We start from the raw sequence: 26385 nt of genomic DNA on the forward strand, positions 1-26385 counted from the left end.
TATCACGCTCAATGTCGTGCATCTGTTCGAGTTGCAGTTTCTGTTGAGGAGTCAGTGTGATTTTCATGGTTTGTAGCATGATCCTGATTCTATTGAAAATCAAGCATCTTCAATGATCACGGGTATATACGGTTCCAGGTATTCTTTATGTTACGCAGATCTTGAATCAGCGCTTTACCAGATGCCTTACTAGATATAAAATCTTTTTGGGAAGTAATCCGTATGACATCCAATTTTAACTTTTTTATATCCTTGCTTTTGACATGTAGAGAATCACTCTCATGCTTGCATCCGATTATATTCATTTAGACTGCCTAATTCTTATTGTTAAGTATTCTTATTGTTATTTTTCAAATAGGAATAATCACGAGAATATTTGTGAAACTTTATATTGGGTCGATTACCGATGTTTAGCAAGCACGTCATAAACCCCTACATTCTGATCTTTCAGCACGAATAATAAGATCAACTCTCCAACCCAAAGGAGATTTAAAATGGCAAAACAACGCACCAACCAAGAACGGCAAATGCTTATCTAGTAATCTGAATCGAGTTCATTATCAAAGATCGCGTGCTACTCGGCGTGTTTTTCCGTGCATAACAGCAAAGCCTGAGGAATAGCTAACACTCATAACGTGCTTGCAGCCATTGGCTACGCGCTTCTGTGGCAGAAAATATACTGACTTCCATAACCCAAACGCTATACTGTGCTGGAAATTCATTATACCCTCCGACTTGAAATTGCAGCGGTGTTGGCTACGTTCACTCATCCCAATCACATAGTTTATCTATGCTCTGGGGATGAACTCACTTGCCGCCTACCTGCAACTTCAAGTTGTTTGGGTATATATCAATAGCAACAATCAGTTAGGTTTGAGGTCATCATGTTCTTTTATCGCGTTTTTATTTCGCTCATCATCGCCATGGGGCTTAGTGCCTGTTCATTATTGGAAGTAAAACTTGATGGCCCAACACCGTTAACCAAGCAAGAACTGAATACGAGAATTTTGACTAGAGAGTATGCACAACAGTTTTTCTCTCTGGTTGAACAGTCTGCAGATGACATTGCGGCAACATACGACAGTAATGATCAAGTGAATCAGTCTTACGTATTACTGTGGAAGATTAACGCTGAAGAAGGTATGCAGCGCTCTGCCTATCAGGTTTCGCCTATGGCAGCCCTGATAGATAGCTGGGTATTTACTTATCAAATGGAGCAATTTTTCCAATCACAAGCTGGGGATTCACTGTTTAAAACTGAGCATGCACAAAATCTATCCATTCAGTTGAAAAACAGTATCGATGAACTGGCAAAATCTTTACTCAAAGGCGATGCTTACCGACAAAGCCAAGCGTTTGTTACTCAATTCTCGCAAGCACATCCTTTTACTGACTTAACTTTTCCGCGCACTCCTGCTTATAGAGCGTGGTTAGTAGCAAACAATATCGACGCAGATGAAGTGGTCACTACGTTAGGGTCGATGCCAGAAGCGCTTGGTGATATCTCTGACCGTGTCAGCTTGGCTTCAGATCAAACATTTAAGCTGATGTCGTGGAAAGCAAAACTGCTTGCTCTCAATAGTAATGCGAGCGTTGAAGAGCTGACGATAACATTAGATAGCCTTAGAAAAAGTTCTGATGCTTTTCAAAATTTTATTGAAAATAATCCTGATTACATGCGTAACTTAGCGGAACAAATGGCGATTGAATTACAACCATTAGTGAATGATATTGACACTAAAACAGACGAAAAACTGGCACAACTGAGTGTGCAAAGGCAAGCATTGGATGACATGGTTGCAAGAGAGCGCATTGAGTTGATCAATATGGTCGAACGAGAGCGTAAAGCACTAGCTGTTATTGTATCGGATGAGAGAGAGAAATTCGCTCAAGATCTAGAGGTGATATCGCAAGATATACTGACTTTAGCCATGGATAAGTTGATCGAATTAATCAAAAGTACCATTGTCTATTTTGTGTTATTTATTATCGCTATTTTCTTTGCTCCTCTTGGGCTTGGTTATCATTTTGGTAAACGCTCGGCAAGAGGAAAGGCGTCGCAATAATTCTATCAATGGTTTTAAAATTTAAAGGTTTTTCCATTGCTGTAGTGAATATATGAGAAGTGCCGGAGCTCCGCTCAGCAAGAGTTTGTGTACTTCTCTCCTTAAAGCTTGCGTTTATGCGCATTGCTAACCTTCAGGCATATCTTTAGTGAGCATTAGCCTAGATACTTTGGCCTATTGTCTCATCTTCATAATTTATACCCAAACCATTTGAAGTTGCAGGTAGGCGGCCAGTGAGTTCATCCCCATGAGCATAGATAAGCTATGTGATTGGGGTGAGCGAATGTAGCCAACACCGCTGCAGCTTCAAATAGGAAGGGTATATTCAAACATTATTATATTGCGCTTTGCTTTAGAATTATTTCAATTCATGGCTAAACTATCCTATATAAAACTCATTTTATAAGTTGGCTGTGGGCACTATGAAGAGAAAGGCAAGCGTTGTTGGCAAGGTCGTCATATCGATTGTTGTATTGTTGGTCATCACACTGTTGTGGGCTGTTAAGGGACATGAAAAACAGACGCTGACGAATAATAGAATAATCAAAATTGGGGTGTCTCAAACACCGCTATCTTCACCATTTTTTATTGCTTTTCAGCAAGGTTTTTTTGCTAAACATGGAGTTAATGTTGAGTTGATTCCTTGTATGGGCGGGGTTGCATGTTCTCAAGCATTATTTGAAGGTCAGGTTGATTATGCTACGGCTTCAGAATCTGTAGTCGTGTTTGAACTGTTTAAGCGAGATGATTTTGCATTGTTGACGAGCTTTGTTGAGTCGGACAACGATTTAAAATTATTGACCTTAGAGTCGTTGGAAATAGGCAAGTTAAGTGATCTGAAAGGAAAGCGTGTTGGGATAGTTAAAGCCAGTGCGAGTGAATTTTATTTTGACTCTCTTTTGATTGCCAATGATCTGAAAGATATGCCCGTTGAAAAAGTGTATTTACCAGCTCAAGAGCTTAACTCAGCTCTGTTTGCATTTGAGGTGGATGCCATTTCAGCTTGGGAACCTTACGGTTATAAAACGGAAGTGACTGCGTCATCTGATGTACTCAATTTAGGTTTACTTGGGATCTATCATTTGTCATTTAATTTGCTTTCGATGAAAGAAACCGCTTACAGCTCACATGATGAAATTGTTTCAATTTTACTCGCGTTAAAAGATGCCAATGAATGGATCAGCCTAAATACTGGGCAGTCGATGCTGATTGTTTCTAAGGCTCTTGGCATACGGTTACATCAGCTAAAGTGGTCGTGGGATGATTATGTCTTTCGTTTGTCTTTAGGCAATGCATTATTATCAAATATTCAACTGCAGGCTCGGTGGGCTATTGATGCACGTTTAGTTGCGGGTAATAAGCCCGATTTTAGATCAGTGTTATATTCTAAACCGCTAGAAGAAGTATTGCATAGTGAGGTATCGATCAAATGATAAGTTCACTTTCTCGAAAGCTGACATTGTTGTTCGTCTCCACTTTCTTCCTTGTGCTACTAATTGTTTTTTCGTTATGGAGTGTATTGACAGAGCAGGAACACACTAAAAAAGAGTTAGAAGATATTATACAAATTCAACAGAGTGTGGATTTATTGCGTAGCCAGTTGTGGATATTTTTGCAGTATTCTGATGACGCGAGCTTGGAGCAAGTGGAGATTGCCCAACAAAATTTGTCAGAGAAATTATCAAACCACCATATGATGGAAAAACACATTACCAATTTACAACGGATGAATACCAGTTTAGCGGTATTGCTACAGCAAGAAAAAACTCTCGCCTCAAATCAAATCTCACAGACAGTATCAAATTCATATATCAATGCGAAAGGGCTTTTGCATTCTCGCTACAACATGTTGGTACAAAGCATGACTGAAGAATTGTTTTATCTACAAAAATCTGTTTTGATTCGAAGCACCGACAGCCAGCGTGCTACTGTGGTTGCGAGTGCCTTGAAATTATTGTTTTTTTCAATATTAGTTAGTGGGATCGCTTGGCTTATATTGAAACGTTTCAAAGCCGGATTTGCCTCACTCAAACAAGGTATTTTTGAATTAGCTCAAGGAGACTTGAACAGTAAAATTGTATCGGCAAGCTTAGATGCTGAGTTTGAGGCTTTAGCTGATTTCTTTAACCGTATGAAAGAGTCGTTAAAGATAACGACCATTACCAAAGATGAACTGCAGTTGGAAGTGGACCGTCAAACCTCTGAACTGCAAAAACAGAAAAAGCAATTACTATTTTTATCTGAACATGATCCGTTAACTGGTCTGCGTAACCGCCGAGCGTTTGAAAAATCGCTGGAGAGTGCGATTATCAAAGCGAACAGGACGGGGGTAAAACTTGCTCTTCTTTTCATGGATTTAGATAATTTTAAAGAGATTAACGATAGTAAAGGACATAGCGCTGGCGACGAAATCTTGAAACAGGTTGCGATTAGGATAGATGCAAGTATTCGCCGCTCGGATTTCTCTGGTAGGCTGGGGGGCGATGAATTTGTGATCTGTTTAGATCTTATCGATGACTATGAGTTTGTTTATCGAAAAGTTAGACAAGTGATCCAAGCGATAGGGCAACCGATCGAGTTTAACGATGAGGTGTTGTACGTTGGTGTCAGTATTGGCATTAGTTACTTTCCACTACAATCGGAAAATAGCCACAAGTTGATGAAGCTTGCCGACGAAGCGATGTATGAGGCTAAACAGGTGCCGGGAAATACCTATTGTCAGAACCTTGAACATCATAGCGGCGTATTCACTATGGAAGATAAGGTTAGCTAATAAATAGGCCGAAAAATAGAATCGTGATGTTTGCAGGCTCACGTTTATTCTTCTTGCTTGGTTTTTTCTAATATTACCCAGCGTAATGCGCCATTTTTTTCGAAATCGTTTGCTTCTTTGCATAGCATGTATACTTCACCCACTTGCAATACCGCACCAATTGAATACGCTTTGTCATTGTAGTAGCAGACTCGCTGCTGCGATTTCCCTGTACCAGTCACTACCAACGGGTTAGATGGTGTTGAGATTACTTTTGCAGTGACGGTCAACGGCGCAATAAGCAATGTAGAAAGAAGATAGCAGCTCCACGAGCAGTTTCTAAGTCCAGATAAACAAGTTCTCAGCATCATCATGTTCCTCGTTTTGTTAGCTTAATCGAATTTGCGTTGGTAGCGAGGTAGCATGCTTTCGTTTCCTAGCAGCCCACCTTGGTGAATATAAATAATAGATTGCTGTGGGTTATCTTGCATCCAAGGCAGCAAGCATTGCCACATTAATGGGTCGTAGAGTAGATCAAACTCAACATGTGTTTGTTCTAGGAGTTGCTGCCAAACGTGGTAGTCAGCGGCATACAATTGCCCAAAGTGATGTTTTTTGTTTGGAGATAATATGACTGGGTGGTCGCTTTCTCCTAAGTCATCAAACTGCTTGGTCAGATAGTCATTACCCCCGACACATGAGCAAGTGAGCACCTCAATACCATGTGGCTTTAAATATTTGTGGAGAAATAACGCGGTTGTTCCAGTACCAGAGGGAAGTGCAACCACAAAAGATTGTTTGTTCTCAAACCGTGCCCAATTAAGAATTTCCATCGCGAGCTGTTTAATACCCACTTTAGCGATCGGTGAGCGCCCACCTTCAGGCATCACCAAGCAATGAGCATCAGGCTGCCGCTGCGTGCGAATATATTCTTCAGGGTGGATAGGCACTGGGGAAACGCCACTCACTTCAACGATTTTTGCGCCGAGATCAAGTGCTCCACGGTAATTGCCAATCGGTTTTTGCTTGAGCCATGACGGGATGCGGTCGACATAAAACTCAAAGGACCATCCCTTTATATTGGCCAGCGCAGCCATTGAGTATAATGAATTGGCTTGTACGGACCCATAGCTGATTAACGTTGTTGTGATCTCATCTTTAGTATCTAACAGCGCCATAAATTTTCTGGCCTTATTACCAGAGAAATGGCTGTGCAACTGGTCATCACGTTTTAAATAAAAATGCTTATTAGCAAAAATGTGCTGCGTGATAGGAGTGTCGGATAGTTTCATTATCAGAGCCTACATAAAACAGTGCGGCAGTATATACCTATCTTTCCTTTAGTGCAGCTTCACAGGGTAAGGTCATTATTCGTTTAATGGTTTCTCGTCAGCATGTTCTTCTTGAAAGCAGATACGAGCAATGCATCCGCCTTGCTCATGATTACTGAGGCTAAAAAACCAACCATAACGTTGGCAGAGGTCGCTAACAATCAGTAGCCCCAAACCATGTCCATCCTCGCTCGATTGATCGGACAGCCCCATACCTTGGTCTTGGATAATGAGTTCAGCTTGGCTAAGTGTGATAGTTATTTTACCTTGGCGCGTCGCGGCAATAGCATTTCGTAGTAGATTACCGACAATCATTTCAATGACCGGAGCGGTCGCTTTAATGGAAGGTGAACTGTGAAAAATAAACTCAATATCAATGTTTTTATCACCAGCTTGCATTCTGCTATTGTTAATTGTTGCAATGACTTCATGCTGTAGTAACAGACGATTAGGAGCGCTTGGTGGGTTGCGTTCATAGCGAACCAAGCCAAGTAGAGCGTCGACAATAGTGCTCATTTGTGATGTTGCATCTTCAATTCTAACTAATTGGCGCTTTTGAAACTCGGATACAGGGTTTAATGCAAGTAATGCATTGGCTCCCTTAATGATGGTGAGCGGCGTTCTTAGTTCATGACTAGCGTATCGGCCAAAGGATTGCTCTCGTTTTATTAATAACTGAATGTCACGGCGATATTGGTTCATTTTTTTCGTGAGTAATTCAAATTCGGTTGCAGCCCCGTCAGAAATCGTAAAGGTATGCTGTGCGTTACCTTTATGATTGTTCAATTGATCAATTAAATTATTAATTGGTTCGATTAGGTGGCGTGAGAGGCGGTATAACAACCCGCCAAATATGAGCATCAGCGCCGCAACGCACGACAAAACAATAATGCCAGAGAAAAATAGTTCACCCGTTCGGAATTCTAATTCGTCAATTTTACTTAATAGAATTAACGGTTTTTTTTCACCTTCATGGTAATACGAACCGAATAGAACCATGCGTGAGCTTTCTCCTTCTCCTATTTCTCCTAAAAAAGTGTCATGATCAATGTATTTCTGTTTGTAGTAGCTAGGAACCAATTCCAGATCATTATAGGCATCAGTTAAGATATCAATTTTTACATATCCAGACTCGCCGTGATTAAAACGATAGATTGCCTCTTCTTTGTCTATCAGGATACGGCGCTCGCCAACACGGTCTTCTGACCAATGTAATGTGGTATAAAAAATTGCATAAATCACAAAGCCTAAGACCAAGGATAAGCCTGTGAAAAACAGAGCTAAACGGCCTGTCAATGTCCGCGTATTATTGATTATAGAACGGCGCATTACGCTTCCTCTAACCGAAACCCAACCTTAGGTACAGTAATCAACATAGGTTGGGTAAAGGGTTTATCTAGTTGATTTCTAAGTTGGTAAATATGGCTTCGTAATACATCATTTTCAGGTTCGCATTCCGGCCATAATTGTCGAGCTATCTCTTCTCGTGATACCACATTAGGTGCTCGTGAACAGAGCATTTCCAAAATGGTATAAGTGGTTGGGTTGAGCGCTAAGGCTTTTCCCTCCCGAAGTGCTCGGCGCGTGTGTTGGTCGATAGAGAGCGAGCCATAACAGAGCATGCTATTGGCGACATTTCCTCGGTAGCGGTTGGTCAATGCGCGCATTCTTGCTTCTAAAATTGCGAGGTCAAAAGGCTTGGTTAGATAATCATCAGCACCATACTTAAATCCTTCGAGCATATCCTCACGGCTGTCTAATGCAGTTAACATCAAAATAGGCGTGATATTGCCCATTTCACGTAACTTTTCACAAATAGTCAGGCCATTCATACGTGGCAGCATCAAGTCTAAAATAATGATGTCAAATGATTGGCTTGTCGCCAAGGTTAGTCCTAGCTCACCGTTATCGGCATAATCGAGCTCCATGCCGAGGCTTTCGAAATAATCAAACAAAATGCCTGCGACTTCGCGGTTATCTTCAATAAGGAGTATTTTTTTCATGACGCTACCTTCTTTTTCTTACTTACCTATAGTGCATCGTGAACTACGAAATGAAAAGGAGTGATTGGTGAGGTGAGCTTTGTCTTTTAAGTTGATTTTCGTTGTCAAATCTCAGCAGAAAAACCGCGTTATGAGACATAAAAAAAAGCCCAGAGCAAAAGGCACTGGGCGGATACAAATAAACATAGGAGTTAAATAAGAAAAAGCAGTGGCGTAGTTATCAGTAAGAAGAAAAATTTGACGGCCTGTAAAACTCTTGATGCTCTGTTAACTACACCTATTCAGACTAAGCTTTTCTCAATGAGTTCACTTTTTTATTAAAAATTTTCCATCGATTTTTTAAATTAAATAAATTCAATCAGTTGTCTAAGTTCCCCACAGTTCTGGTCAGACCATCTTTCAAAAGTGTGATGTTAATTGCTTGTTAATTAAATGTGGCAATAGTATATTTCAAACACGTGTTTGATACGAGTGATTGAAATGGCATCAAGAAGTAGCACCAAAGATAAAATCCTAGATGTAGCCGAAGGATTGTTTGCTGAGCATGGCTTCAACGATACTTCGTTAAGAGCTATTACCAGTAAAGCTGGCGTGAACTTGGCCTCTGTTAATTATCACTTTGGTGACAAAAAAACATTAGTTCGTGCGGTACTGAATCGTTATTTAGAGGCTTTCATGCCTGCCGTTAACGAAGCCTTAATGACATTGAATACCCAAGAACAATACAGCATGGCCGATGTTTTTGAATCTTTACGTGCCCCACTTAGGTCCTTAAATGATTTAAGGCCTAATGGTACGAGTCGTTTTATGTTGTTGATAGGAAGAGGTTATACCGATGTGCAAGGTCATTTACGTTGGTTTATCACCACTCGTTATAGTGAGGTGTTGTCACTTTTCACACAGTCAGTGTTGAAAGCCAACCCAAGTTTAACGCCTGAAACACTTTTCTGGCGCTTGCATTTCACGTTAGGTACTTGTGTTTTTACTATGGCTTCAAGCCAAGCCTTGGCCGATATTGCCGAGAATGATTTTGGCACACAAGTGGATGTAAAAACCGTAGTTGACATGATAATTCCCTATTTGGCTGCCGGTGTGGCTGCTGAGTAACTACCCAACTATTTATTATAATAAAGCAGTAAAAATCCAAGTGAACAAAAGGATCTGAACTATGAGCTCTCTACGAAGAAAATGGATAAGCGACCCAGCTTTTAAACTGTTTAAACAGGTATTGCCACCGTTATCTGATACGGAAAAAGAAGCGATGGAAGCCGGGAGTGTTTGGTGGGATGGGGAGCTATTTTCTGGCAAGCCAGATTTCAAAAAGCTGCATCATTACCCTAAACCAACGTTATCAAGTGAAGAGCAATCTTTCATTGATAACGAGTTAGAAACCCTGCTATCAATGCTAGATGATCACAAGATCGTAAAAGAAGATCGTGATTTACCTAAAGAGGTATGGGAATTCTTACGTAAGGAGCGTTTCTTTTCTCTTATCATTTCTAAAGCTTATGGTGGCCGAGAATTTTCAGCATTAGCGAACTCTACAATTGTGTCACGTATTGCGACTCGTAGTATCAGTACCGCTGTTACCGTTATGGTACCAAACTCGCTTGGGCCTGGTGAACTGCTTTCTCACTACGGTACACAAGAGCAAAAAGATTATTGGTTACCGCGTCTTGCTGATGGTACCGATATCCCTTGTTTTGCTTTGACAGGCCCTGAAGCGGGCTCTGATGCTGGTGGTATTCCTGATCAAGGCGTGGTTTGCTATGGTAAGTATGAAGGTAAAGAAGTGCTTGGTATCAAGCTGAGCTGGAACAAGCGCTATATAACGCTCGCTCCGGTGGCAACCGTATTAGGTCTGGCATTTAAGCTGAGTGATCCTGACAAGTTATTGGGTGACAAAGAAGATATTGGCATTACCTGTGCTCTCATTCCTGCCAATCATAAAGGGGTTGAAATTGGCGAACGTCATGACCCACTTGGCCTTGCTTTTATGAATGGCCCGACTCGTGGACAAGATGTTTTCATACCAATGGATTGGCTGATTGGCGGTGCGGATTATGCCGGTAAAGGTTGGCGAATGTTGGTTGAATGCTTATCTGCTGGGCGTGGTATTTCTCTACCTGCATTGGGAACGGCAATTGGTCATCTGACTTCTCGCACGACGGGTGCTTACGCTTATGTTCGCAAACAGTTCGGAATGTCGATAGGTAAATTTGAAGGTGTTGCTGAAGCATTAGGACGTATTGGTGGGCTAACTTATTTATTGGAAGCGACGCGCACGCTGACAACGACCTCACTAGACCTTAAAGAAAAGCCGGGTATTGTGACCGCGATTGCTAAATATCACATGACGGAAATTGCCCGTACGATCTTAAATGATTCGATGGATATTCATTCTGGGCGTGCGATTCAAGATGGTCCAATGAATTATTTAGGTACGCATTATCTAGGTATTCCCGTTGCGATTACGGTGGAAGGGGCGAATATTCTGACTCGTAACTTAATGATTTTTGGTCAAGGCGCAACGCGTTGCCACCCTTATGTACTAAAGGAAATGGAAGCTGCGGCCAACCCAGATGTTAAGCAAGGCGCTAAAGATTTCGACAAACTGCTGTTTAAACATATCGCTCATGCTACCAAGAACACGTTCGGTGCTGTGGGCGCTGCGTTGACAGGTTCACGCTTTATTAAAGCAGATATGAGTGGACCAACTAAAACTTATTATCAGCAGTTAACCCGTATGAGTCGTGCTCTAGCGGTGAGTGCAGATTTTGCCATGTTGACTCTAGGTGGTGAGCTTAAACGTAAAGAAATGATTTCCGCGCGCTTGGGCGATGGTCTAAGTTACCTGTACATGGCATCAGCGACGCTGAAAAAATACGAAGATGAAGGACGTCAACAGGCTGACCTCGATTACGTGCACTACGCAGTTCAACACTGTTTGCATCATGCGGCTCAGTCATTGCAAGAAGCCTATACAAACTTTCCAACTAAAGTTGTTGGACGTTTATTAAAAATATTGGTATTCCCATTGGGGAATCATTTTGCAAAACCGAGCGATGAATTGTCAGTTAAATTAGCAGAAAGCCTAATGACACCAGGTGCTCACCGTGATCGTCTTACACATCTCTGTTACATCGGAGAAGAAGAAAATGACAGTGTTGGATTAATGGAACAAGCTTTTTTAGCTATGTACGGTATTAATAGCCTTGAGCGTAAGCTGTTCCGCGCAGCCAAAGAGGGTAAAGTTGCCCGCAAAGGCGCACTGGCTGATAGGCTTGCTCAGGCTTTACAAGCCAACGTTCTGACTCAAACTGAAGTTGATCAAATTTTAGAAGCAGATAAATTGCGTTATAAGGCAATACAAGTTGACCATTTTAGTCATGATTTTAGCGAGGTAATGACCAATAAGCCGGGAAAGCCAAAGCTAAATAACGTCGCGTAGCGAGTAAAAAGAACACTAATTAATTAAGGCACCTATCAAGGGTGCCTTTGTTTTTTGGGAAGCAGTGATCCAACCACTTGCAATTTCTGCTTATTTTGAAAGAAATAAGGTGAGATTTGTGGGCGAAACTTTTATCCTAGCTGAGATTTTTGAAGGAAGTTGAATATGATCATCAAACCTAAAATTCGCGGATTTATCTGTACGACAACGCACCCAGTGGGTTGTGAAGCTAATGTAAAAGAACAAATTGCTTACACTAAAGCGCAAGGTCCAATTAAAAATGCACCTAAGCGTGTACTTGTTGTGGGCTCATCAAGTGGTTATGGCCTGTCTTCTCGTATTGCAGCAGCCTTTGGCGGTAATGCTGCGACTATCGGGGTTTTCTTTGAAAAACCAGCGACAGAGAAGAAACCAGGAACTGCCGGTTTCTACAATGCGGCTGCGTTTGACAAACTTGCTCATGAAGCGGGTTTATATGCGAAAAGCCTAAATGGTGATGCATTCTCTAACGAAGCTAAAGAAAAGACGATTGAACTGATTAAACAAGACCTAGGTCAAGTTGATATGGTGGTTTATTCGTTAGCTTCTCCAGTGCGTAAGTTACCAGATACTGGTGAATTGGTTCGTTCATCGCTAAAGCCTATTGGTCAAACTTACACATCAACGGCGGTTGATACCAATAAAGACACTATTATTGAAGCCAGTGTTGAACCTGCGACTGAGCAGGAGATTGAAGACACAATCACAGTAATGGGTGGTCAGGATTGGGAGTTATGGATTAAGGCTCTATCTGATGCAGGTGTGCTTGCGCAAGGTTGTAAGACTGTAGCGTATAGCTACATTGGTACAGAATTGACATGGCCGATCTATTGGGATGGCGCACTTGGTAAAGCCAAGATGGATCTAGACCGTGCAGCCGCTGAACTCAATGAGAAACTATCGGCAATTGGTGGTACGGCAAATGTTGCTGTTCTTAAATCGGTTGTGACTCAAGCGAGTTCGGCGATTCCTGTTATGCCTTTATATATCGCCATGGTGTTCAAGAAGATGCGAGAGCAAGGCGTACATGAGGGTTGTATGGAACAAATCTACCGCATGTTCAGTCAACGCCTTTATAAAGAAGACGGCAGTGCCGCAGAAGTTGATGAGAAAAATCGTCTGCGCCTAGATGACTGGGAATTGCGTGAGGATATCCAACAACATTGTCGTGAATTGTGGCCACAAATTACCACTGAAAACCTCAAAGAACTGACGGATTACGTTGAGTATAAAGAAGAGTTCTTGAAACTGTTTGGTTTTGGTGTGGAAGGCGTCGATTATGAAGCCGATGTTGAGACAGCAGTTAAATTTGATGTGATTGATATCTAATCATATTTATTTAATCGTACGTCAAATGCAAAGAGGCACTCAGAAATGAGTGCCTCTTTTAGTTTTGCAACCCTAACCTCTCTTCTTTGGAAAGAGGTATTATCTAGCTGAGCAGAATCAAGATCGTACCAGTTAAAGTCATCAATATATTGGCTATCGCGTAGGTACCAGCATAGCCTAGAGCAGGAATGGTAGATTTAGCATAGTCATTAACAATATCCATCGCTGGAGCGCAGGTGCGAGCACCGATGATCGCACCAAACAGTAGAGCACGGTTCATTTTTAAAATATGCGCCCCCACTAAGTAAGCAAAAACGACCGGTACCACACTGACTAAGAAAGCTAAGCCGATAACCTGAATACCAACGTCTGCAAGGTGCTCAAACATTTTGCCACCTGCGCTTAAGCCGATACCGACCATGAAGAACATCAAGCCAAGATCTTTGACCATATTTAGTGCTCCTTGAGGAACATAGCCAAAGGTTGGGTGATTAGCTCTTAAAAAACCGAGCATAATACCTGAAAGCAAAAGCCCAACTGCATTACCAAGACCGAATGAAACCTGACCAAAAGTCATGGTAATTAAACCAAATAAAATACCAATAATGAAGAAGCTACAAAACGCTAATAAATCGGCCATTTGACTGTGAATCGAAATGAAACCAATTTTGTCCGCTAACCCTTGTACACGGCTTTTTTCCCCACTGACCTGCAACACATCCCCTTTAGCGAGTACAATGTCTAAGTCCATTGGCATCTCAATCTGAGCGCGAATCACTCGGTTAAGGAAACAACCGTATTCTGACAAATTAAGGTCTGATAAGCGTTTTCCTGCGATGCTGTCACTTTTAACAACGATTTCTTCTTCAGAGATACGCAGGTCAAGCAGGTTACGGTCAAAAACCTCTTTCCCATTTCGAAAACTTGGGTCAAGCCGAGCATGGCTGTCAGGGAAACCAACAAGTGCGATTTCATCACCTTCTTGCAATATGGCGTCACCATCTGGGTGGGCGAGAATACCGTTGCGGCGAATACGTTCAATATAGCAGCCGGTTTGGCGATAAATACCAAGCTCACGTAAGTTACGGCCATCGACCCAATTAATCAGTTCCTGTCCAACACGGTAAGCACGAATAATGGGCAGATACACTTTACGTTGGCCGCTGCCGCCTAAGCCACGCTCTTGGGCAATCTGCTGAGCAGAGTCAGATAAATTTTGTTTCTGTAACTTAGGCAATAATTTAGCGAACATGATCATGCTAATAAGGCCAATTAAATAGGCCATCGCATAACCGACAGAGACATTATCTAAAATAAGAGAAAGATCCATCGACCTTGGTAGTGTTGCTAGCCCTGAATTTAGGGCATCTTGCGCCCCCACTAGAACGGGCGTTGAGGTTAGCGCGCCAGCCATCATACCAGCCGCTAAACCAAAATCGAGATTGAGATAGTAGCTACCAAAATAGGTAATCCACGTTGCAGTGACTAAAACCACCAAACTTAAAATAAGGTAGTGCTTCCCATCTCGGAAGAAAATACCGAAGAAGTTCGGGCCTGCTTCGATACCGACACAATAGATAAACAGCATAAAACCAATGGTTAACGCTTCGGCATTAAAGGAGAAACCGAGGTGTCCCATAATTAACGATGTGATTAATACACCGATGGAATTACCCAGTTGTAAGCTACCAAAACGAATTTTGCCAAATGCTAGGCCAATCGCTAAGACAACAAAAATAAGAAGAATGGGGTTCTGTTCAAGCAAAAGTACGACGTCGATATTCACGGCTCAACTCGTTATGTGTGCCAAGAGGTGGGTTAAGTGTGGGAATTGTATCTTAATATTGCAAAAAGATAAGTGAAATTTTTGATATTTGACAATTCATTGATTCGATCGAACAAGGAGAGAATTTATTGATATTAAATGGTAAAAACCCGCTATATATCAGCGGGTTCTAATGTTTTCATCTTTTACTCGTCGAATAGACCTAAATGCTCTTTCGCGTAAGCTTCAAATTCGGTGCAGCCGCCAATGTGCTCTTGGTCAACAAAGATTTGTGGCACAGTTTCTACTGGTTTACCGACCGTCTTTTCCAAATCGGCTTTGCTGATACCTTCAGCATGGATATCAACATAACGGTAGTTGAAGTCATCACGCTTCAGTTTCAATGTGTCTGCGTGTTCTTTAGCGCGAACACAGTAAGGGCAACCAGGACGGCCGAAAATAACAACGAACATAGCTTTCTCCTTTATTCTGTTTCGTGCAACTATGCACGATTCAAGAAAGGAAATAAAGTGGCAATCACCTGTTGTTTCAATAGGTAAAATCTATTGCTGAATTCTTAAACGATGCAAGCGAGATATTTTCAGATGTTACCAATGTATACGAGTATTCTTCGCTGTGATACCACGCATAAACTTATACATTTTACATGGTTATTATCTTCAAGTTGTACTGCATCAAGAAAAAATAACGAGGATAAGTGCACTCTAAAACTAGCTAATTAGGATTAGAGAAAAGGAACGCATTCATGTTTCAATTTATGACAGCAACTCGGATCATTTTTGGAGAAGGGGCGTTGCCAAATTCGCTCTCAATCTTAAATCAATATGGTTACAGCGTGTTACTGGTCTCAGGTAAAGAACGAGAACGATCACGTATCATCACTCAATACCTCAATACTCAAAATATGCGTTATCAACATGTGGCTATCACCGGTGAGCCCAATATCACTATGGTCGAAGAAACCGCTATTCTTGGTCGCAGGTTTAAGCCTGACATGGTGGTGGCTATCGGTGGTGGTAGTGTGATTGACATGGGCAAAGCGCTTGCGGCAATTATTCCCAATCAAGGAAACGTGTACGATTATGTTGAAGTGGTTGGCAGAAGTGTCCCGCTTAAAACTAAACCGATACCTTTTATTGCAATTCCTACCACCGCTAGCACTGGGGCTGAAGTAACGCGTAATGCGGTACTGAAATCAGGGCAAGATAAAGTCAAAGTGAGTTTGCGTAGTCCTGAAATGTTGGCTGATGTGGCCATTGTCGACCCAACGCTCACCTACGGGACTGATATGTACACTTCCGGGAGAGGTGCGATGGATGCATTTACCCATCTAATGGAAGCTTATGTGTGCGGAGAGCCAAACCCATTGACTGATATGGTTTGTGAAGAAGGGTTGCGGCGTTTAAGTCGTTCGATTTTACCCGCTTGTCGCAAAGATGATAAAAAAGCACGCGCAGATCTATCATTTGCTGCCATGTTGGGTGGTATGGCGATCACTAATGCTAAATTAGGTGCCGCGCACGGATTAGCTTCAGCATTAGGTGGCAAATTAGATGCACCGCATAGCGTTATTACTGCACGTTTAGCTCCGCATGTGATGTATGAAAATATCCGCTCTGCGCGAAAAGCTAAACGTAAAGATCTACTGAGTCGTTATGAGAAAATTGCACAAATCGTGACTGGTCGAAATAACGTACATGTGGAAGATGGTATTTTGTGGGTAAAAATGATGCTCGATAAACTGCAACTACCAAACTTGAGTCAATTTGGTGTTTGTAGCACCTCGTTCGAAAAGGTTGCTGATGATGCTTTACGGTCGGTTGCTATCAAGGGTAATCCTTTACCGTTAACGCAAGAGCGATTGGTGTATATTTTGAATCAAGTTTGTGATTGTCAGAGTGGGTGTAAAGAACTAGATGCTAATGCAGCAAATCGTGTAGAGATTGTGCATGATCCTATGCTTCAGCAGAGCAGTAAGCAAAATTAAAAACGGAGCCGGTAGTATCGGCTCCGTTCAAGATTAAAATTGTGATAGCTTATCGTAACGTGAATCTTTCAAAGCATCTTTTACACGCTTTAAATTTTCACGGAAGCCTGAGCCTCTACGCAGAGTAAACCCAGTGGCTAGTACATCAATGACGGTCATTTGTACGACACGGCTGGCCATTGGCATATAAACATCCGTATCTTCTGGTACATCAAGTGAGATCGAAAGTGAACTGGCTTTATCCAATGGCGAGTCTTTCGCCGTGATAGCGATAACCGTTGCGCCATTTTCACGAGCAAGATTCGCTATCTCAACTTGGCTTTTTGTTCTACCAGTATGAGAAATTAAGACGATCACGTCGTTATCAGTACAGTTAATGCAGCTCATACGCTGCATAACGATATCTTCAAAACAAGTGATCGGAATGTTGAATCGGATAAACTTGTTCTGGGCATCTTTTGCAACTGCAGAAGAGGCTCCTAATCCAAAGAAAGAGATGCGCTTAGCCTGAGTAAGCAGATCCACTGCACGGTTGATTTGCATTGGGTCTAAGCTATTTTTGGCTACGTCCAAACACGCCATTGTTGATTCGAAAATCTTATGCGTATAAGCATCAGGGCCATCTTCCTCTTCAACATTACGGTTTACATACGGAGTTCCGTTAGCAAGGCTTTGTGCTAAGTGAAGCTTGAAATCAGGAAAACCTTTGGTGTCTAAACGGCGACAGAAACGGTTCACTGTGGGTTCGCTGACATCAGCCATTTTAGCCAGTGTCGCGATACTTGAATGAATCGCCGTTTGTGGTGAAGCCATAATGACCTCAGCAACTTTACGTTCCGACTTGCTAAAATTTTCCAAGTTTTTTTGAATTTTTTCTAATGTATTCATAGTGTTCACGCGGGCGAAGAGAACAACTCGTTGATTTTGCCAATGATCCTCTTGGGGGAGTGGAAATAATGCATTTCCAAAAAAGGGGGACTAAACCAACGCCATGAAGGGAGTATAAACCTAGGCTGTAGAATTCTGTAACAATTCAGCTCATCAATTGATGAGAATATGACAAGCCTCAAACAAAATTTCATGAAAACTACATATTTGAGGTTTAAATAGAGGGAAAATGAATTTTTTGGCTAATTAATGATTAATTAGTTACAGCAAAAAGAAATAAATTTTCAATTTGCTGTAACTGATCACGTTAAATTTGGCCAAGGATCTGCTGTGATAGCTGGTCAATTTTAAGCATAAGGTTAGGGGCTAATTTGACGATCTGGCGTTGTTCTTCTAAAACGGAGCCTAATATTTCATTGGTAGTCAGTGGGTTAGCCAATACAACACGAAAAACTATAGTATCCAATTTGTCCCAGTGCTCTGGGTTTAAGCGGGTACGAGAAACAAATGAACGACCCGTTTCTCTTTGTTTTTTCTGTACAAATTGAGTGAGCTCGTTGAGTAGTTCGTTCAGTTTTGCTTTTTGTTCAGCGGTCGACAACTTGAGAGCTTTTTGCGTTATTGGAGGAAGGTAACGATAGGTTAGCAAACAAAGCTCGGGTTCAGAGATTAACTCAAAATCGTTTTGTTGTTTAATCAAGTCGGCAAAATAGCGTGCTTTATTAATACTTTGATCGATCAATAGCTCATAACCCGGCCGACTGATGATATGCATACTGGCATACACCAGCATAGCCATACCAGAGCGAGATCCTTCCAATGTGTGGCTACCGAGATCTTTCGACCCTTTGCGCAAAATATACTGCGCGTGATGTTCAATGGAATGCATTGCGTCTGGGTTTTTGAATAACACCATTCCTGCCCCCATCGGGATATATAACTGCTTATGTGCGTCAATTGTTACTGAGTCGGCGAGTTCAATACCATCAAGTAAGTGGCGGTAGTTATTCGACATTAACGTTGCGCCGCCCCAAGCTGCATCAACATGGAAATGGCAGTTTTCTTGCTGGCAAATAGCCGCGATATCTTTTAACGGATCGATTGTGCCAGTTTCAGTTGTACCAGCAACGCCAATGACAGCAAACGGTTTGATCTTATCTATTTTTAGCTGGGTGATTTTCGCTTGTAAGTCATCAGGACACAGTCGATTATTATTATCAGTTTTTACTGAAATCAGGCTGTCTTGACCAATCCCCAGTACATCCGCTGCTTTTTTCAGAGAATAATGGCCGCGTTCAGACACTAATATCGCCAGTCCATTATATCCATAATGTTGCATTGCCTTAAATAGGCCTTCTTTTTCAACACCTTTAAAATCACCTTGTGCTTTAAGTGCATTATTGCGTGCCACCCAAAGAGCAGTAATGTTCGCGATAGTACCACCCGAGCAAAATGCGCCAAGCGAGTGCTCTGCACTGTGCATCCATTGTGAATAAAAAAGGTCATTTTGCTGATAAATCAAACGGTGCAGCATACCCAGCACTTGACGTTCTAAGGGGGTAAATGCTTTGGATGTTTCGATTTTTACCAAGTTTTGATTCAAGGCAATCATGATTTTTGACAACGGCATTAAGAAATAAGGCAATGCCGAGGTCATATGACCAATAAAACTTGGCGCAGCAGTGTGAACTGAATGAGAAACGAGCGTATCAAGTAGGTGCTGCGTGTGTTCAGACACAAATTCAGGCGCTTCAGGGATGTGCGCATTAGAGAAATCTTTCTCGATTTCTTTGAGTGGTTTTTCTTCGGCAACAATGTGTTCACGCAGGAAAAGATTAAGGTTGCGTGAAAGCTCTGCTTCAATTTTTGTCAGTGTAGAGTCAGGGCCTTCAGGCACGGTGAAGATTCGTAGTAAGCTCTCGAAACTCACATCTGCAGTTTTCTGTTCGGATACCATACAGCGTCGTAATTTTTATTTGTTATGGAAAGCGATCGGCACAATCTAAACGAAAACGGGACAGATGTCCCGTCTTAATTCGGTTGGGCGGTGGGCTTAGTTTATTGGCACTTGTTCTTTTCTAGCGTTGAAATTGCATCGTTGTAGCGATTGAGTGCCGCATCGATTTGCTTGGGATGGCTGAGTAATTCTGCAAGTGCTGAGCGTAGTTCATAATTCTTTTCGTTCGGTGCAGTTTGTCGATCTTCAAACGTGGTTTTTGCTATTTGGCCAAGTTCATCGCTGCGTGAGGCGAGTACTTTAACGTCATGCTGTTCCAGTTTCAGCCAAGCTTCAACAGGTTGAGAGGTGGCGACTTTGGATGGATCGTTTTGAAGATAATAATGTACGGCTGCTCGACTGAGTTCGAAGTGATGTTGACGCCCTTGTAAGAACCATTGGCTTACTTCTTCAAGATCTGGATATTGCTTAGTAACTAGATCTGTTAAATCGCTGTACCAAGTTAATGATGCATCAATATAGGCATCGTACTTTTTATTCAGACATTGATTATCAGCAGCCATTGCCATATTCGTAGATGCTGCAAGTAGTAGGGCAACAATGACACGTTTCATAAATCTTCCTTTTTGAGCTTTTGTTATTGTGTGGGAGTTTACTCCCTAATTATGAGTGTAAATAATGATTAAGGTGATTCCTGAGACCTAGCCTGCAAGTGATACAAAGAACAGCATCAGAATGGGCACGAGTAAGCTGAGAATAAAGCCACTGACGATAGCGATAGGGACACAACGCACACCACCTGTTGTTTGAATCACTGGCAATGTAAAATCCATCGCGGTTGCGCCAGCATAGCCAATAGATGTACAGGGTTTAGAGCGAATCAACATGGGGATCATGACTAAGGCAATGAGTTCTCTTAATAGCTCAATCATAAAAGAAGCCCCGCCATAAACAGGGCCGAAGGCATCACCCATTAAAATTCCAGCCAGTGAATACCAGCCAAATCCTGATGCCATTGCGAGCCCTCTATATACTGGGATCTCTAAAATCATCGCTGAGATGATACCGCCAATCCATGAGCTGACAATGATAACTGAGGCGATGATCATGCCATGTTTATTAAGTAGGATTTGTCTGAGTGTTAATCCACTATTTCTTAATTGGATACCAATGAAAAAGAGTAAAATAAATAGAATCCATTCACTGGCAGTATCTACCCAATTGAGATCTAACGCTAAAACGACACCGATGGTTAGTCCACCCCCAACAACTAAAATCAGTTTAATGGACTCTAAGGCCATATTCGAAAGTGGAAGTTTGGTGTGATTTGCATCGGTTTTGATCGGCCAAAACTTGTCAACAAACGGCAAAACCAACAGGTTGCATAAACCGATCGCTAAGAAAAATACGGCAGTGAATTTGAGGATCAGCTGTAGGTTATCGCCGAGGTTATCAAGTGCGGCTAAACTGAGCCCCATAAGGAACAGAATGACATAGACTAACCAAGAGGTCGTTTTGTTCAACGCTGACAACCATTGCTGATTGGTTATAGAAAATAGATACCCCACGACTAATGGAGCAAAAATAAATAACATCCCTGAGAGCATCTAATCCTCTGATTATCTTTTATTTAAAAACCGCTCGCGCTAATGACATCGCTCAGCTTTGATTTGAATTCAATCTCGCTTAAATTACTGAGGTTGTACAGTACTTCAGCACCTGTCGCATTAATTTCAACTTCATGCTCATCAATATCGTCGTCTTGTCGGCGAAATAAGAGCAAGTGGTGTGCAATGCGTGCCACATCAAGGTAACTGACTTCATGAGAAGATGCGACTAAAGATTGATTTCCGGCCACTTCTAGGAAATCTGAGTCAAAACCCCAATTTCGTAAAACCAATTGACTGGTCTTCGAGCAGCGAGACTGGAAGATTTGTAGCGCAATCTCTTGATCTAGATAATTTCCGTTCTGTAGATATAAGTGATATTCACTGACTAAACAGAACAGTCCAATATCAGCCAATAGGCCAACTAATAGTGCTTTTTCTTGCTCTAAATGTTGATATTTAGCCGGTTCAAGTAGTTTAAAGGCTTGAGTGACTAAAACCATTGTCGCACCGAGCTCTTTTGATATCGATGCACTGTTAACTAGTATTTTATTGCATGCTTTGCTCAGGTTTACGGAGTGTTTTAGTTGTTCAATAGCTTGTGCTGTCACAATATCGCGAACTCTTAGAATACCCAGGCGGGATACCGCAGTAATTAAGTCAGTGCAGGTAATATTGCGGCGATTAAAAACAACGGAGTTTGCTACACGTATAACGATGGCTGCAAGTCCGGGGTCTTCCAATAGACAATCGGCCACATCCGATATTCCTGACGATTCTAACGTGCAAAGCTTCTGAATTTTAAGAACGACATCCGGAATTGGCGGTAGCGAAATTTTCCCGGTGCTAATTGAATGTTCAACTAACTGAGCAAATTCGCTTTCTAGTCCTTGGATAAGCATTTGGCGATGTTCGGGAAGCCAATAAAAAGATAAGTGATTCATAGTAATGTGCTCAATTTGTATTAGGGGCATTTTACCGTTTGCTAATCTAAATAAGCAACCAATTACATCAGCCTACGTCAATTTGTTCCTATTTGGTCAAAATTAAGTGCCTCAAGTGAGGCTGTAGGTGTCAAAGAAAGTACACTCACAAATTGATACTGTGATGCTGGTCATATAAAACAGATTAAATATAGTAATGGATGTGAGATATGCCCAGACTTATTTCGTATCGTTAACTATGATATGAGTATATAAAGGCAAGCTAATATTACATAATTAAATAACTTGCCGTTGAATTATTCATTTTTTCGCTAAAAAATCTGCTGCTATCTGGTGATCACGTTTAATCGGGGAATTTGATTAAGGATCAATGGATATGACTGAGCAAGCATTTTTCGATTATGTAATTAAGTTTGGCGCTTTCCAAAAGCGTTCTATGTTTGGTGGAGTGGGGTTGTTTCAAAATGAGGCGATGTACTCTCTTATCAGCGAGGAGCGTATTTTTATCCGCGGTGGTGGCCATCTTGATAGCATGTTGACTCGCTTAGGCTGTGAAAAGTATAAACACGTCAAAAAGCAAACCACAGCAACGGTGAACTACTATGATATTACTGACCTTTTTGTTAGTGAAAGTGAAGAGCTTGATGCTATCGTTGCCCACTCAATACGGCACTCCGTAAAGCAAAGAAGTTTCCAAAAATCTTCTGCTAGTCGGCGTTTGCGTGATTTACCAAATATGCAGTTAACACTCGAGCGCATGGTCAAAAAAGCTGGTGTTGCTGATGTCGAGACATTTATAGAATTAGGGGCATCAGAGGTTTTTTCTAAGGTGAGAAAAATCTATGGCAGCGACGTGGATGTTAAATTACTTTGGAAATTTGCGGGCGCAATCGAAGGTATTCACTGGAAACTGTTACAAGAACCTCGTAAGCGCCAGTTATTGAATCGTTGTTCGTAAACAATGAGGATAATTGACGGTCACAAAAAGCCAAGACACTTATCTTGGCTTTTTGTATAACAGTTCGTTAGAACTTAAAGCGAGTGGTGAACATCAACTGCTCACCGTACGCATCGTTAATACGAGCTTCAGCCCCGACGGAGAATAGTTCTGTGGAGTGGAAGCGAGCATAGAAAGACGCAATCCAGTCATCATTGTCATCAATTGAGACATAACCGCCTTTACCACCTATTTCAAGTTGTGGGCCAAGCCACTGACGAACACCTAGATTTAACTCTATTCCGGTATCGGTACTGCTATTTTCACTATCGACGATGCGAAGCAACATTTCACCAGTAAAGTCTGCCCAGTTGTTGATGGGGGCGTGGAAACCAAAACCTGCAGCAGCATCAAAATCACTTTCAAATTCAGAGTCAATACGGCCAATAATATGAGCATTTGGGTGGATAGACTTACTTATTGCTGCACCAAATGTTACTGGACTGACTCCAATGCGAGCTTCGATATAGTCATAATTAAAGTTGCTCATGACCGTTGGGCTGTTTCGGTCGGATTCAGCCAATGTTTGCCCAGAGGCAAGCAGTAGTGCTGCCGCAATGATTGTTTTACGCATAGTCACTATAAACCTATATTTTTAGTTTATTTCCATGGTCAGTAGTGGAAAATCCACTGTGACATTAATCAATTAAGACATCATAGTGCATAGTGAGCTATTGCCACCACCAAAAAAATGTCATTCTTTTGTCGTCTTGGCAAAAAATAAGCAAAGAAAGTGCCATTTTCATAAAAAATAGGGTTATTCGCCAAAGTTAATGCGGTTTTCTGCGATGGCATTAAATATTTTTTCGGCATCTAAAACTCGCGCCCATGGCATTAACTCGGATTCATTGGCAATCATATACTGCGTTAATTGATCTTTTATTATTTCTCGCAGCTTATCGCCATTCCAAGGCTTGGCAACGTAAAAATGCAGGCTAGAGTGATTGACAGCTTCAACCGTATCTTCTAAACCTGCTTGGCCTGTGAGCAACACTTTTCGAGTCTGCGCTGTCTCTTCGTTTTGACTTAATTCTATCAAAAAACTAATCCCAGTTTGCTCTGGCATGATGTGGTCACACAGTATCAAGGCGAGTTTTATATGTTGAGCTTGGTTTTCTGCAATAACGTCTTTTGCTTCAGTAACCGATTCCGCAGCTTCTACGATGAAATATTCTTCGAAGCAGTCTAAGTCTTGCATCACACTATCTAAAACTTCTCGTTCGTCGTCGACACATAGAATCAAGAATTTGTTCATGATTTTCTCCTTTATCAAAGCTACTGAGGCGGATTAATTGGTAGCCAAACTGTCATTGTGGTGTAGGTGTTTTTTTTCGATTGAACCTCAAGCCAGCCTTTATGTTGCTGGACAATTTGTTGACATACAGATAAACCGATCCCAAGACCAAAGTTGCCCTCTTTTTTGGTGGTGTAGTTCAATGTGAAAATATTGGCTTTTTGCTCGTCATCTATGCCACTGCCGTTATCTGTGAAGCTAATAGTGACAAAAGGGCGATCATCGTGTCTCGTTTGTTTGGTTGTAATATGTAACACCCCATGTTCAGGAAACGCATCAATGGCATTGGATATTAGGTTGGTCCATACTTGTTGTAATGCGATGGGCTGGCAGGAAACAAGGGGTAATTGCGCATACTCTTTTTCTACGCTATGCCGTTTAAGGCGGTTTTCAAAGATCACTAAAGTGTCTTCGATACCTTCATGAATATCGACTCTATGAAGGGTTTCATCGTCTGGTCGCGCATAACCTTTTAAGCTTTTGACCATATCGGCAATGCGTTGTGCACAAACATTTATGGATCGTAACGTGCTACCAGTTAAGAAGTAACTTTCTAAATGCTCTAACCTTTCCAATGCGTTATCTGGCGAGTTTTTGGCTAATTGTTTGAGTTCGGCATCATCATCGAGATTCAACTTGACTAGCTTTTTGGCAACCAAACGGTTTTTTATTTCCACTTCAAGAGTTTTGGCTCGGGTTCGCTCTTCGGCCGTTGATGTCGGTTTTGCCTGTAAAGCGGCTTGAAGTAATTGACTGCCCTTATTTTGTAGTGATTGGTTGCTCGTCGCATTCACTATCAGCTCAATTTTATTGGATAATGTTTCAGTCCCTCGCAAGATGGCGGCAATCGGATTATTCAACTCGTGAGCAACGCCAGCGACAAGTTGCCCTAACATCGCCATCTTTTCTCGTTCGATAAGCTGTTGATGAGCCGACTCCAATGATTCAAGCGTCTTTTGTAGTTCTAGCTTTGTGTTAATACTGCGTTGCAGACGGCGATTGAAGTGGCGCAATAATAAGTTGGTAAAAAGGGGCAGTAACCGTGTGTCAGAATGCATTACCTTGGAAAAGACATCTCGGTCTAACTTAATTACATCAGTTTTGGTCAAAGTAATGGCGGTGGAAAAGGATTTTTCTCCGGTAACGAAAGACATTCCACCGACAATATTCCCTTTTTTATGTCGAACCACTTCTCGCTGTTGACCAAGCTCATCCTTTTTATATAAAGCGACCTCTCCTTCGGTAATGAACCATAAGAAGCGGTTGTCTTCGCCCTCTTTAGTCAGTAGGTGCTCTGCTGAATAGGTTCTACAAGCATGAGTTTCATCTTCATTTTCAAAAAATTGATGAAGAGCGCCGATTACTTGCTCGGCTAATTCACTGTCAGAAAGCTTGTGGTAGTCAGAGATGAAGCCATCTCTGTAGCTGCGCATTTTATTGTCAATATGTGCACGTAAAATACGCTGTTGATCAAGTACAGTGCTGTAATTGAGAATGTTCTCTTTATCGTTCTCTAAAATATAAGTGGTGAGCTCTTTGTGAACGGTTTTGTATAATATTTGGTCGGGGACTGGTTTTGTTAAACAATGATCAAGACGTCCTTCATTGACGGCGCTGAGAATGGCTTGAATATCTTGTCCGCAACTGATCAATACCTTACGAGCTGAGCGAGTGTGCTCAGACTTATCGAGGTGAGTTAAAAAATCTGCGCCATTAAATGCTTCGTGGTGACTGGCGATAACCAAAGCAATGGTTTGCTGCTGCTCCTGTAAATACTCAAGTGTTTGTTCTGCTTCTTCGATGGATTCGGCAGTATGTAAATCAAATTTAAGCGCAAATGGCGCCAGTTCAAAGCGCAGTTGATCAACACTGATAGGGTTGTTATCTAAACAAAGTAGTGCGTAATGATTCACTCGAGCCTCTAGAGTCATGGCGATTTATTCTACTGTAGCAA

Annotated in this window: 22 protein-coding genes; 8 read left to right on the forward strand and 14 right to left on the reverse strand. The window is 41.7% G+C overall.

What is annotated here, in order from left to right; all coding sequences use genetic code 11:
• Positions 1 to 884: 884 nt before the first annotated feature.
• From EYW48_RS07520 to EYW48_RS07530, 3 genes are all read left to right on the forward strand, one after another.
• Positions 885 to 2066, forward strand: coding sequence for a chemotaxis protein (locus EYW48_RS07520; protein ID WP_274675925.1), 1182 nt, complete (start codon positions 885 to 887; stop codon positions 2064 to 2066).
• Positions 2067 to 2473: 407 nt separating this feature from the next.
• Positions 2474 to 3499 (forward strand): ABC transporter substrate-binding protein, encoded by a 1026-nt coding sequence (locus EYW48_RS07525; protein WP_274675924.1) that lies wholly within the window; start codon positions 2474 to 2476, stop codon positions 3497 to 3499.
• 86 nt (positions 3500 to 3585) lie between these two features.
• Complete coding sequence (locus EYW48_RS07530) at positions 3586 to 4839, forward strand: diguanylate cyclase (protein ID WP_255199710.1); 1254 nt, start codon at positions 3586 to 3588, stop codon at positions 4837 to 4839.
• Between the two features lie 44 nt (positions 4840 to 4883).
• Here EYW48_RS07530 and EYW48_RS07535 read toward each other — a convergent pair whose 3' ends face one another.
• From EYW48_RS07535 to EYW48_RS07550, 4 genes are all read right to left on the reverse strand, one after another.
• Positions 4884 to 5186, reverse strand: coding sequence for a DUF1496 domain-containing protein (locus tag EYW48_RS07535; RefSeq protein ID WP_176313218.1), 303 nt, complete (start codon positions 5184 to 5186; stop codon positions 4884 to 4886).
• A 24-nt stretch (positions 5187 to 5210) separates the two neighbouring features.
• Positions 5211 to 6110, reverse strand: coding sequence for a 1-aminocyclopropane-1-carboxylate deaminase/D-cysteine desulfhydrase (locus EYW48_RS07540; RefSeq protein WP_277432202.1), 900 nt, complete (start codon positions 6108 to 6110; stop codon positions 5211 to 5213).
• A 75-nt stretch (positions 6111 to 6185) separates the two neighbouring features.
• Positions 6186 to 7478, reverse strand: coding sequence for a HAMP domain-containing sensor histidine kinase (locus EYW48_RS07545; RefSeq protein ID WP_176313205.1), 1293 nt, complete (start codon positions 7476 to 7478; stop codon positions 6186 to 6188).
• Positions 7478 to 8152 carry a response regulator transcription factor gene (locus EYW48_RS07550; protein WP_171979995.1) on the reverse strand — a complete coding sequence of 225 codons (675 nt, stop codon included), beginning with the start codon at positions 8150 to 8152 and terminating at the stop codon, positions 7478 to 7480. Before EYW48_RS07550 ends, EYW48_RS07545 begins: the two co-directional genes overlap by 1 nt.
• Positions 8153 to 8632: 480 nt before the next feature.
• On the opposite strand from EYW48_RS07550, the gene EYW48_RS07555 reads away from it, so the two are divergent.
• The 3 genes from EYW48_RS07555 (at position 8633) to fabV (ending at position 12971) form a co-directional block, all read left to right on the forward strand.
• Positions 8633 to 9259: a TetR/AcrR family transcriptional regulator gene (locus EYW48_RS07555; RefSeq protein WP_053310024.1), complete on the forward strand. Its 627-nt coding sequence runs from the start codon at positions 8633 to 8635 to the stop codon at positions 9257 to 9259.
• Positions 9260 to 9320: 61 nt separating this feature from the next.
• Complete coding sequence (locus tag EYW48_RS07560) at positions 9321 to 11603, forward strand: acyl-CoA dehydrogenase (protein WP_277432203.1); 2283 nt, start codon at positions 9321 to 9323, stop codon at positions 11601 to 11603.
• 165 nt (positions 11604 to 11768) lie between these two features.
• Complete coding sequence (gene fabV, locus EYW48_RS07565) at positions 11769 to 12971, forward strand: enoyl-ACP reductase FabV (protein ID WP_053310022.1); 1203 nt, start codon at positions 11769 to 11771, stop codon at positions 12969 to 12971.
• 103 nt (positions 12972 to 13074) lie between these two features.
• Here fabV and EYW48_RS07570 read toward each other — a convergent pair whose 3' ends face one another.
• The gene (locus EYW48_RS07570) at positions 13075 to 14757 is read right to left on the reverse strand and encodes an aspartate:alanine antiporter (RefSeq protein WP_053310021.1); all 1683 of its coding nucleotides are present in this window, start codon (positions 14755 to 14757) and stop codon (positions 13075 to 13077) included.
• Positions 14758 to 14942: 185 nt separating this feature from the next.
• A complete protein-coding gene (locus EYW48_RS07575; protein WP_053310020.1) occupies positions 14943 to 15209 on the reverse strand; it encodes a GrxA family glutaredoxin in 267 nt (88 codons plus the stop codon).
• 293 nt (positions 15210 to 15502) lie between these two features.
• Here EYW48_RS07575 and EYW48_RS07580 point away from each other — a divergent pair, with 293 nt between their 5' ends.
• Positions 15503 to 16744: an iron-containing alcohol dehydrogenase gene (locus tag EYW48_RS07580; RefSeq protein WP_277432204.1), complete on the forward strand. Its 1242-nt coding sequence runs from the start codon at positions 15503 to 15505 to the stop codon at positions 16742 to 16744.
• A 33-nt stretch (positions 16745 to 16777) separates the two neighbouring features.
• On the opposite strand, the gene EYW48_RS07585 is transcribed toward EYW48_RS07580, so the two are convergent.
• The 5 genes from EYW48_RS07585 to EYW48_RS07605 form a co-directional block, all read right to left on the reverse strand.
• Complete coding sequence (locus tag EYW48_RS07585) at positions 16778 to 17632, reverse strand: MurR/RpiR family transcriptional regulator (protein WP_053310018.1); 855 nt, start codon at positions 17630 to 17632, stop codon at positions 16778 to 16780.
• A gap of 307 nt (positions 17633 to 17939) precedes the next feature.
• A complete protein-coding gene (panP, locus tag EYW48_RS07590; protein WP_171980000.1) occupies positions 17940 to 19589 on the reverse strand; it encodes a pyridoxal-dependent aspartate 1-decarboxylase PanP in 1650 nt (549 codons plus the stop codon).
• Positions 19590 to 19690: 101 nt separating this feature from the next.
• Positions 19691 to 20203 carry a hypothetical protein gene (locus tag EYW48_RS07595; RefSeq protein ID WP_168522485.1) on the reverse strand — a complete coding sequence of 171 codons (513 nt, stop codon included), beginning with the start codon at positions 20201 to 20203 and terminating at the stop codon, positions 19691 to 19693.
• Positions 20204 to 20290: 87 nt separating this feature from the next.
• Entirely contained in the window at positions 20291 to 21196 is a 906-nt protein-coding gene (locus tag EYW48_RS07600; RefSeq protein ID WP_053310015.1) for a lysine exporter LysO family protein, read from the reverse strand.
• A 23-nt stretch (positions 21197 to 21219) separates the two neighbouring features.
• Positions 21220 to 22140, reverse strand: a complete 921-nt coding sequence (locus tag EYW48_RS07605; RefSeq protein WP_274675277.1) for an HDOD domain-containing protein — start codon at positions 22138 to 22140, stop codon at positions 21220 to 21222.
• 370 nt (positions 22141 to 22510) lie between these two features.
• Between EYW48_RS07605 and EYW48_RS07610 the strand changes: the two genes are divergently transcribed.
• Positions 22511 to 23098: a TfoX/Sxy family DNA transformation protein gene (locus EYW48_RS07610; protein WP_192074066.1), complete on the forward strand. Its 588-nt coding sequence runs from the start codon at positions 22511 to 22513 to the stop codon at positions 23096 to 23098.
• Positions 23099 to 23165: 67 nt separating this feature from the next.
• Here the strand turns inward: EYW48_RS07610 and EYW48_RS07615 are convergent, their stop codons facing one another.
• The 3 genes from EYW48_RS07615 to EYW48_RS07625 all read right to left on the reverse strand — a co-directional run bounded on the left by EYW48_RS07615 (position 23166) and on the right by EYW48_RS07625 (position 26344).
• Positions 23166 to 23711, reverse strand: a complete 546-nt coding sequence (locus tag EYW48_RS07615) for a hypothetical protein (RefSeq protein WP_172533471.1) — start codon at positions 23709 to 23711, stop codon at positions 23166 to 23168.
• 183 nt (positions 23712 to 23894) lie between these two features.
• Positions 23895 to 24392, reverse strand: a complete 498-nt coding sequence (locus tag EYW48_RS07620; protein ID WP_261917851.1) for a response regulator — start codon at positions 24390 to 24392, stop codon at positions 23895 to 23897.
• 20 nt (positions 24393 to 24412) lie between these two features.
• Entirely contained in the window at positions 24413 to 26344 is a 1932-nt protein-coding gene (locus tag EYW48_RS07625) for an ATP-binding protein (RefSeq protein ID WP_277432223.1), read from the reverse strand.
• Positions 26345 to 26385: the final 41 nt, after the last annotated feature.

Source organism: Vibrio sp. 1180_3, from assembly GCF_029478545.1.
Taxonomy (GTDB): domain Bacteria; phylum Pseudomonadota; class Gammaproteobacteria; order Enterobacterales; family Vibrionaceae; genus Vibrio; species Vibrio aestuarianus.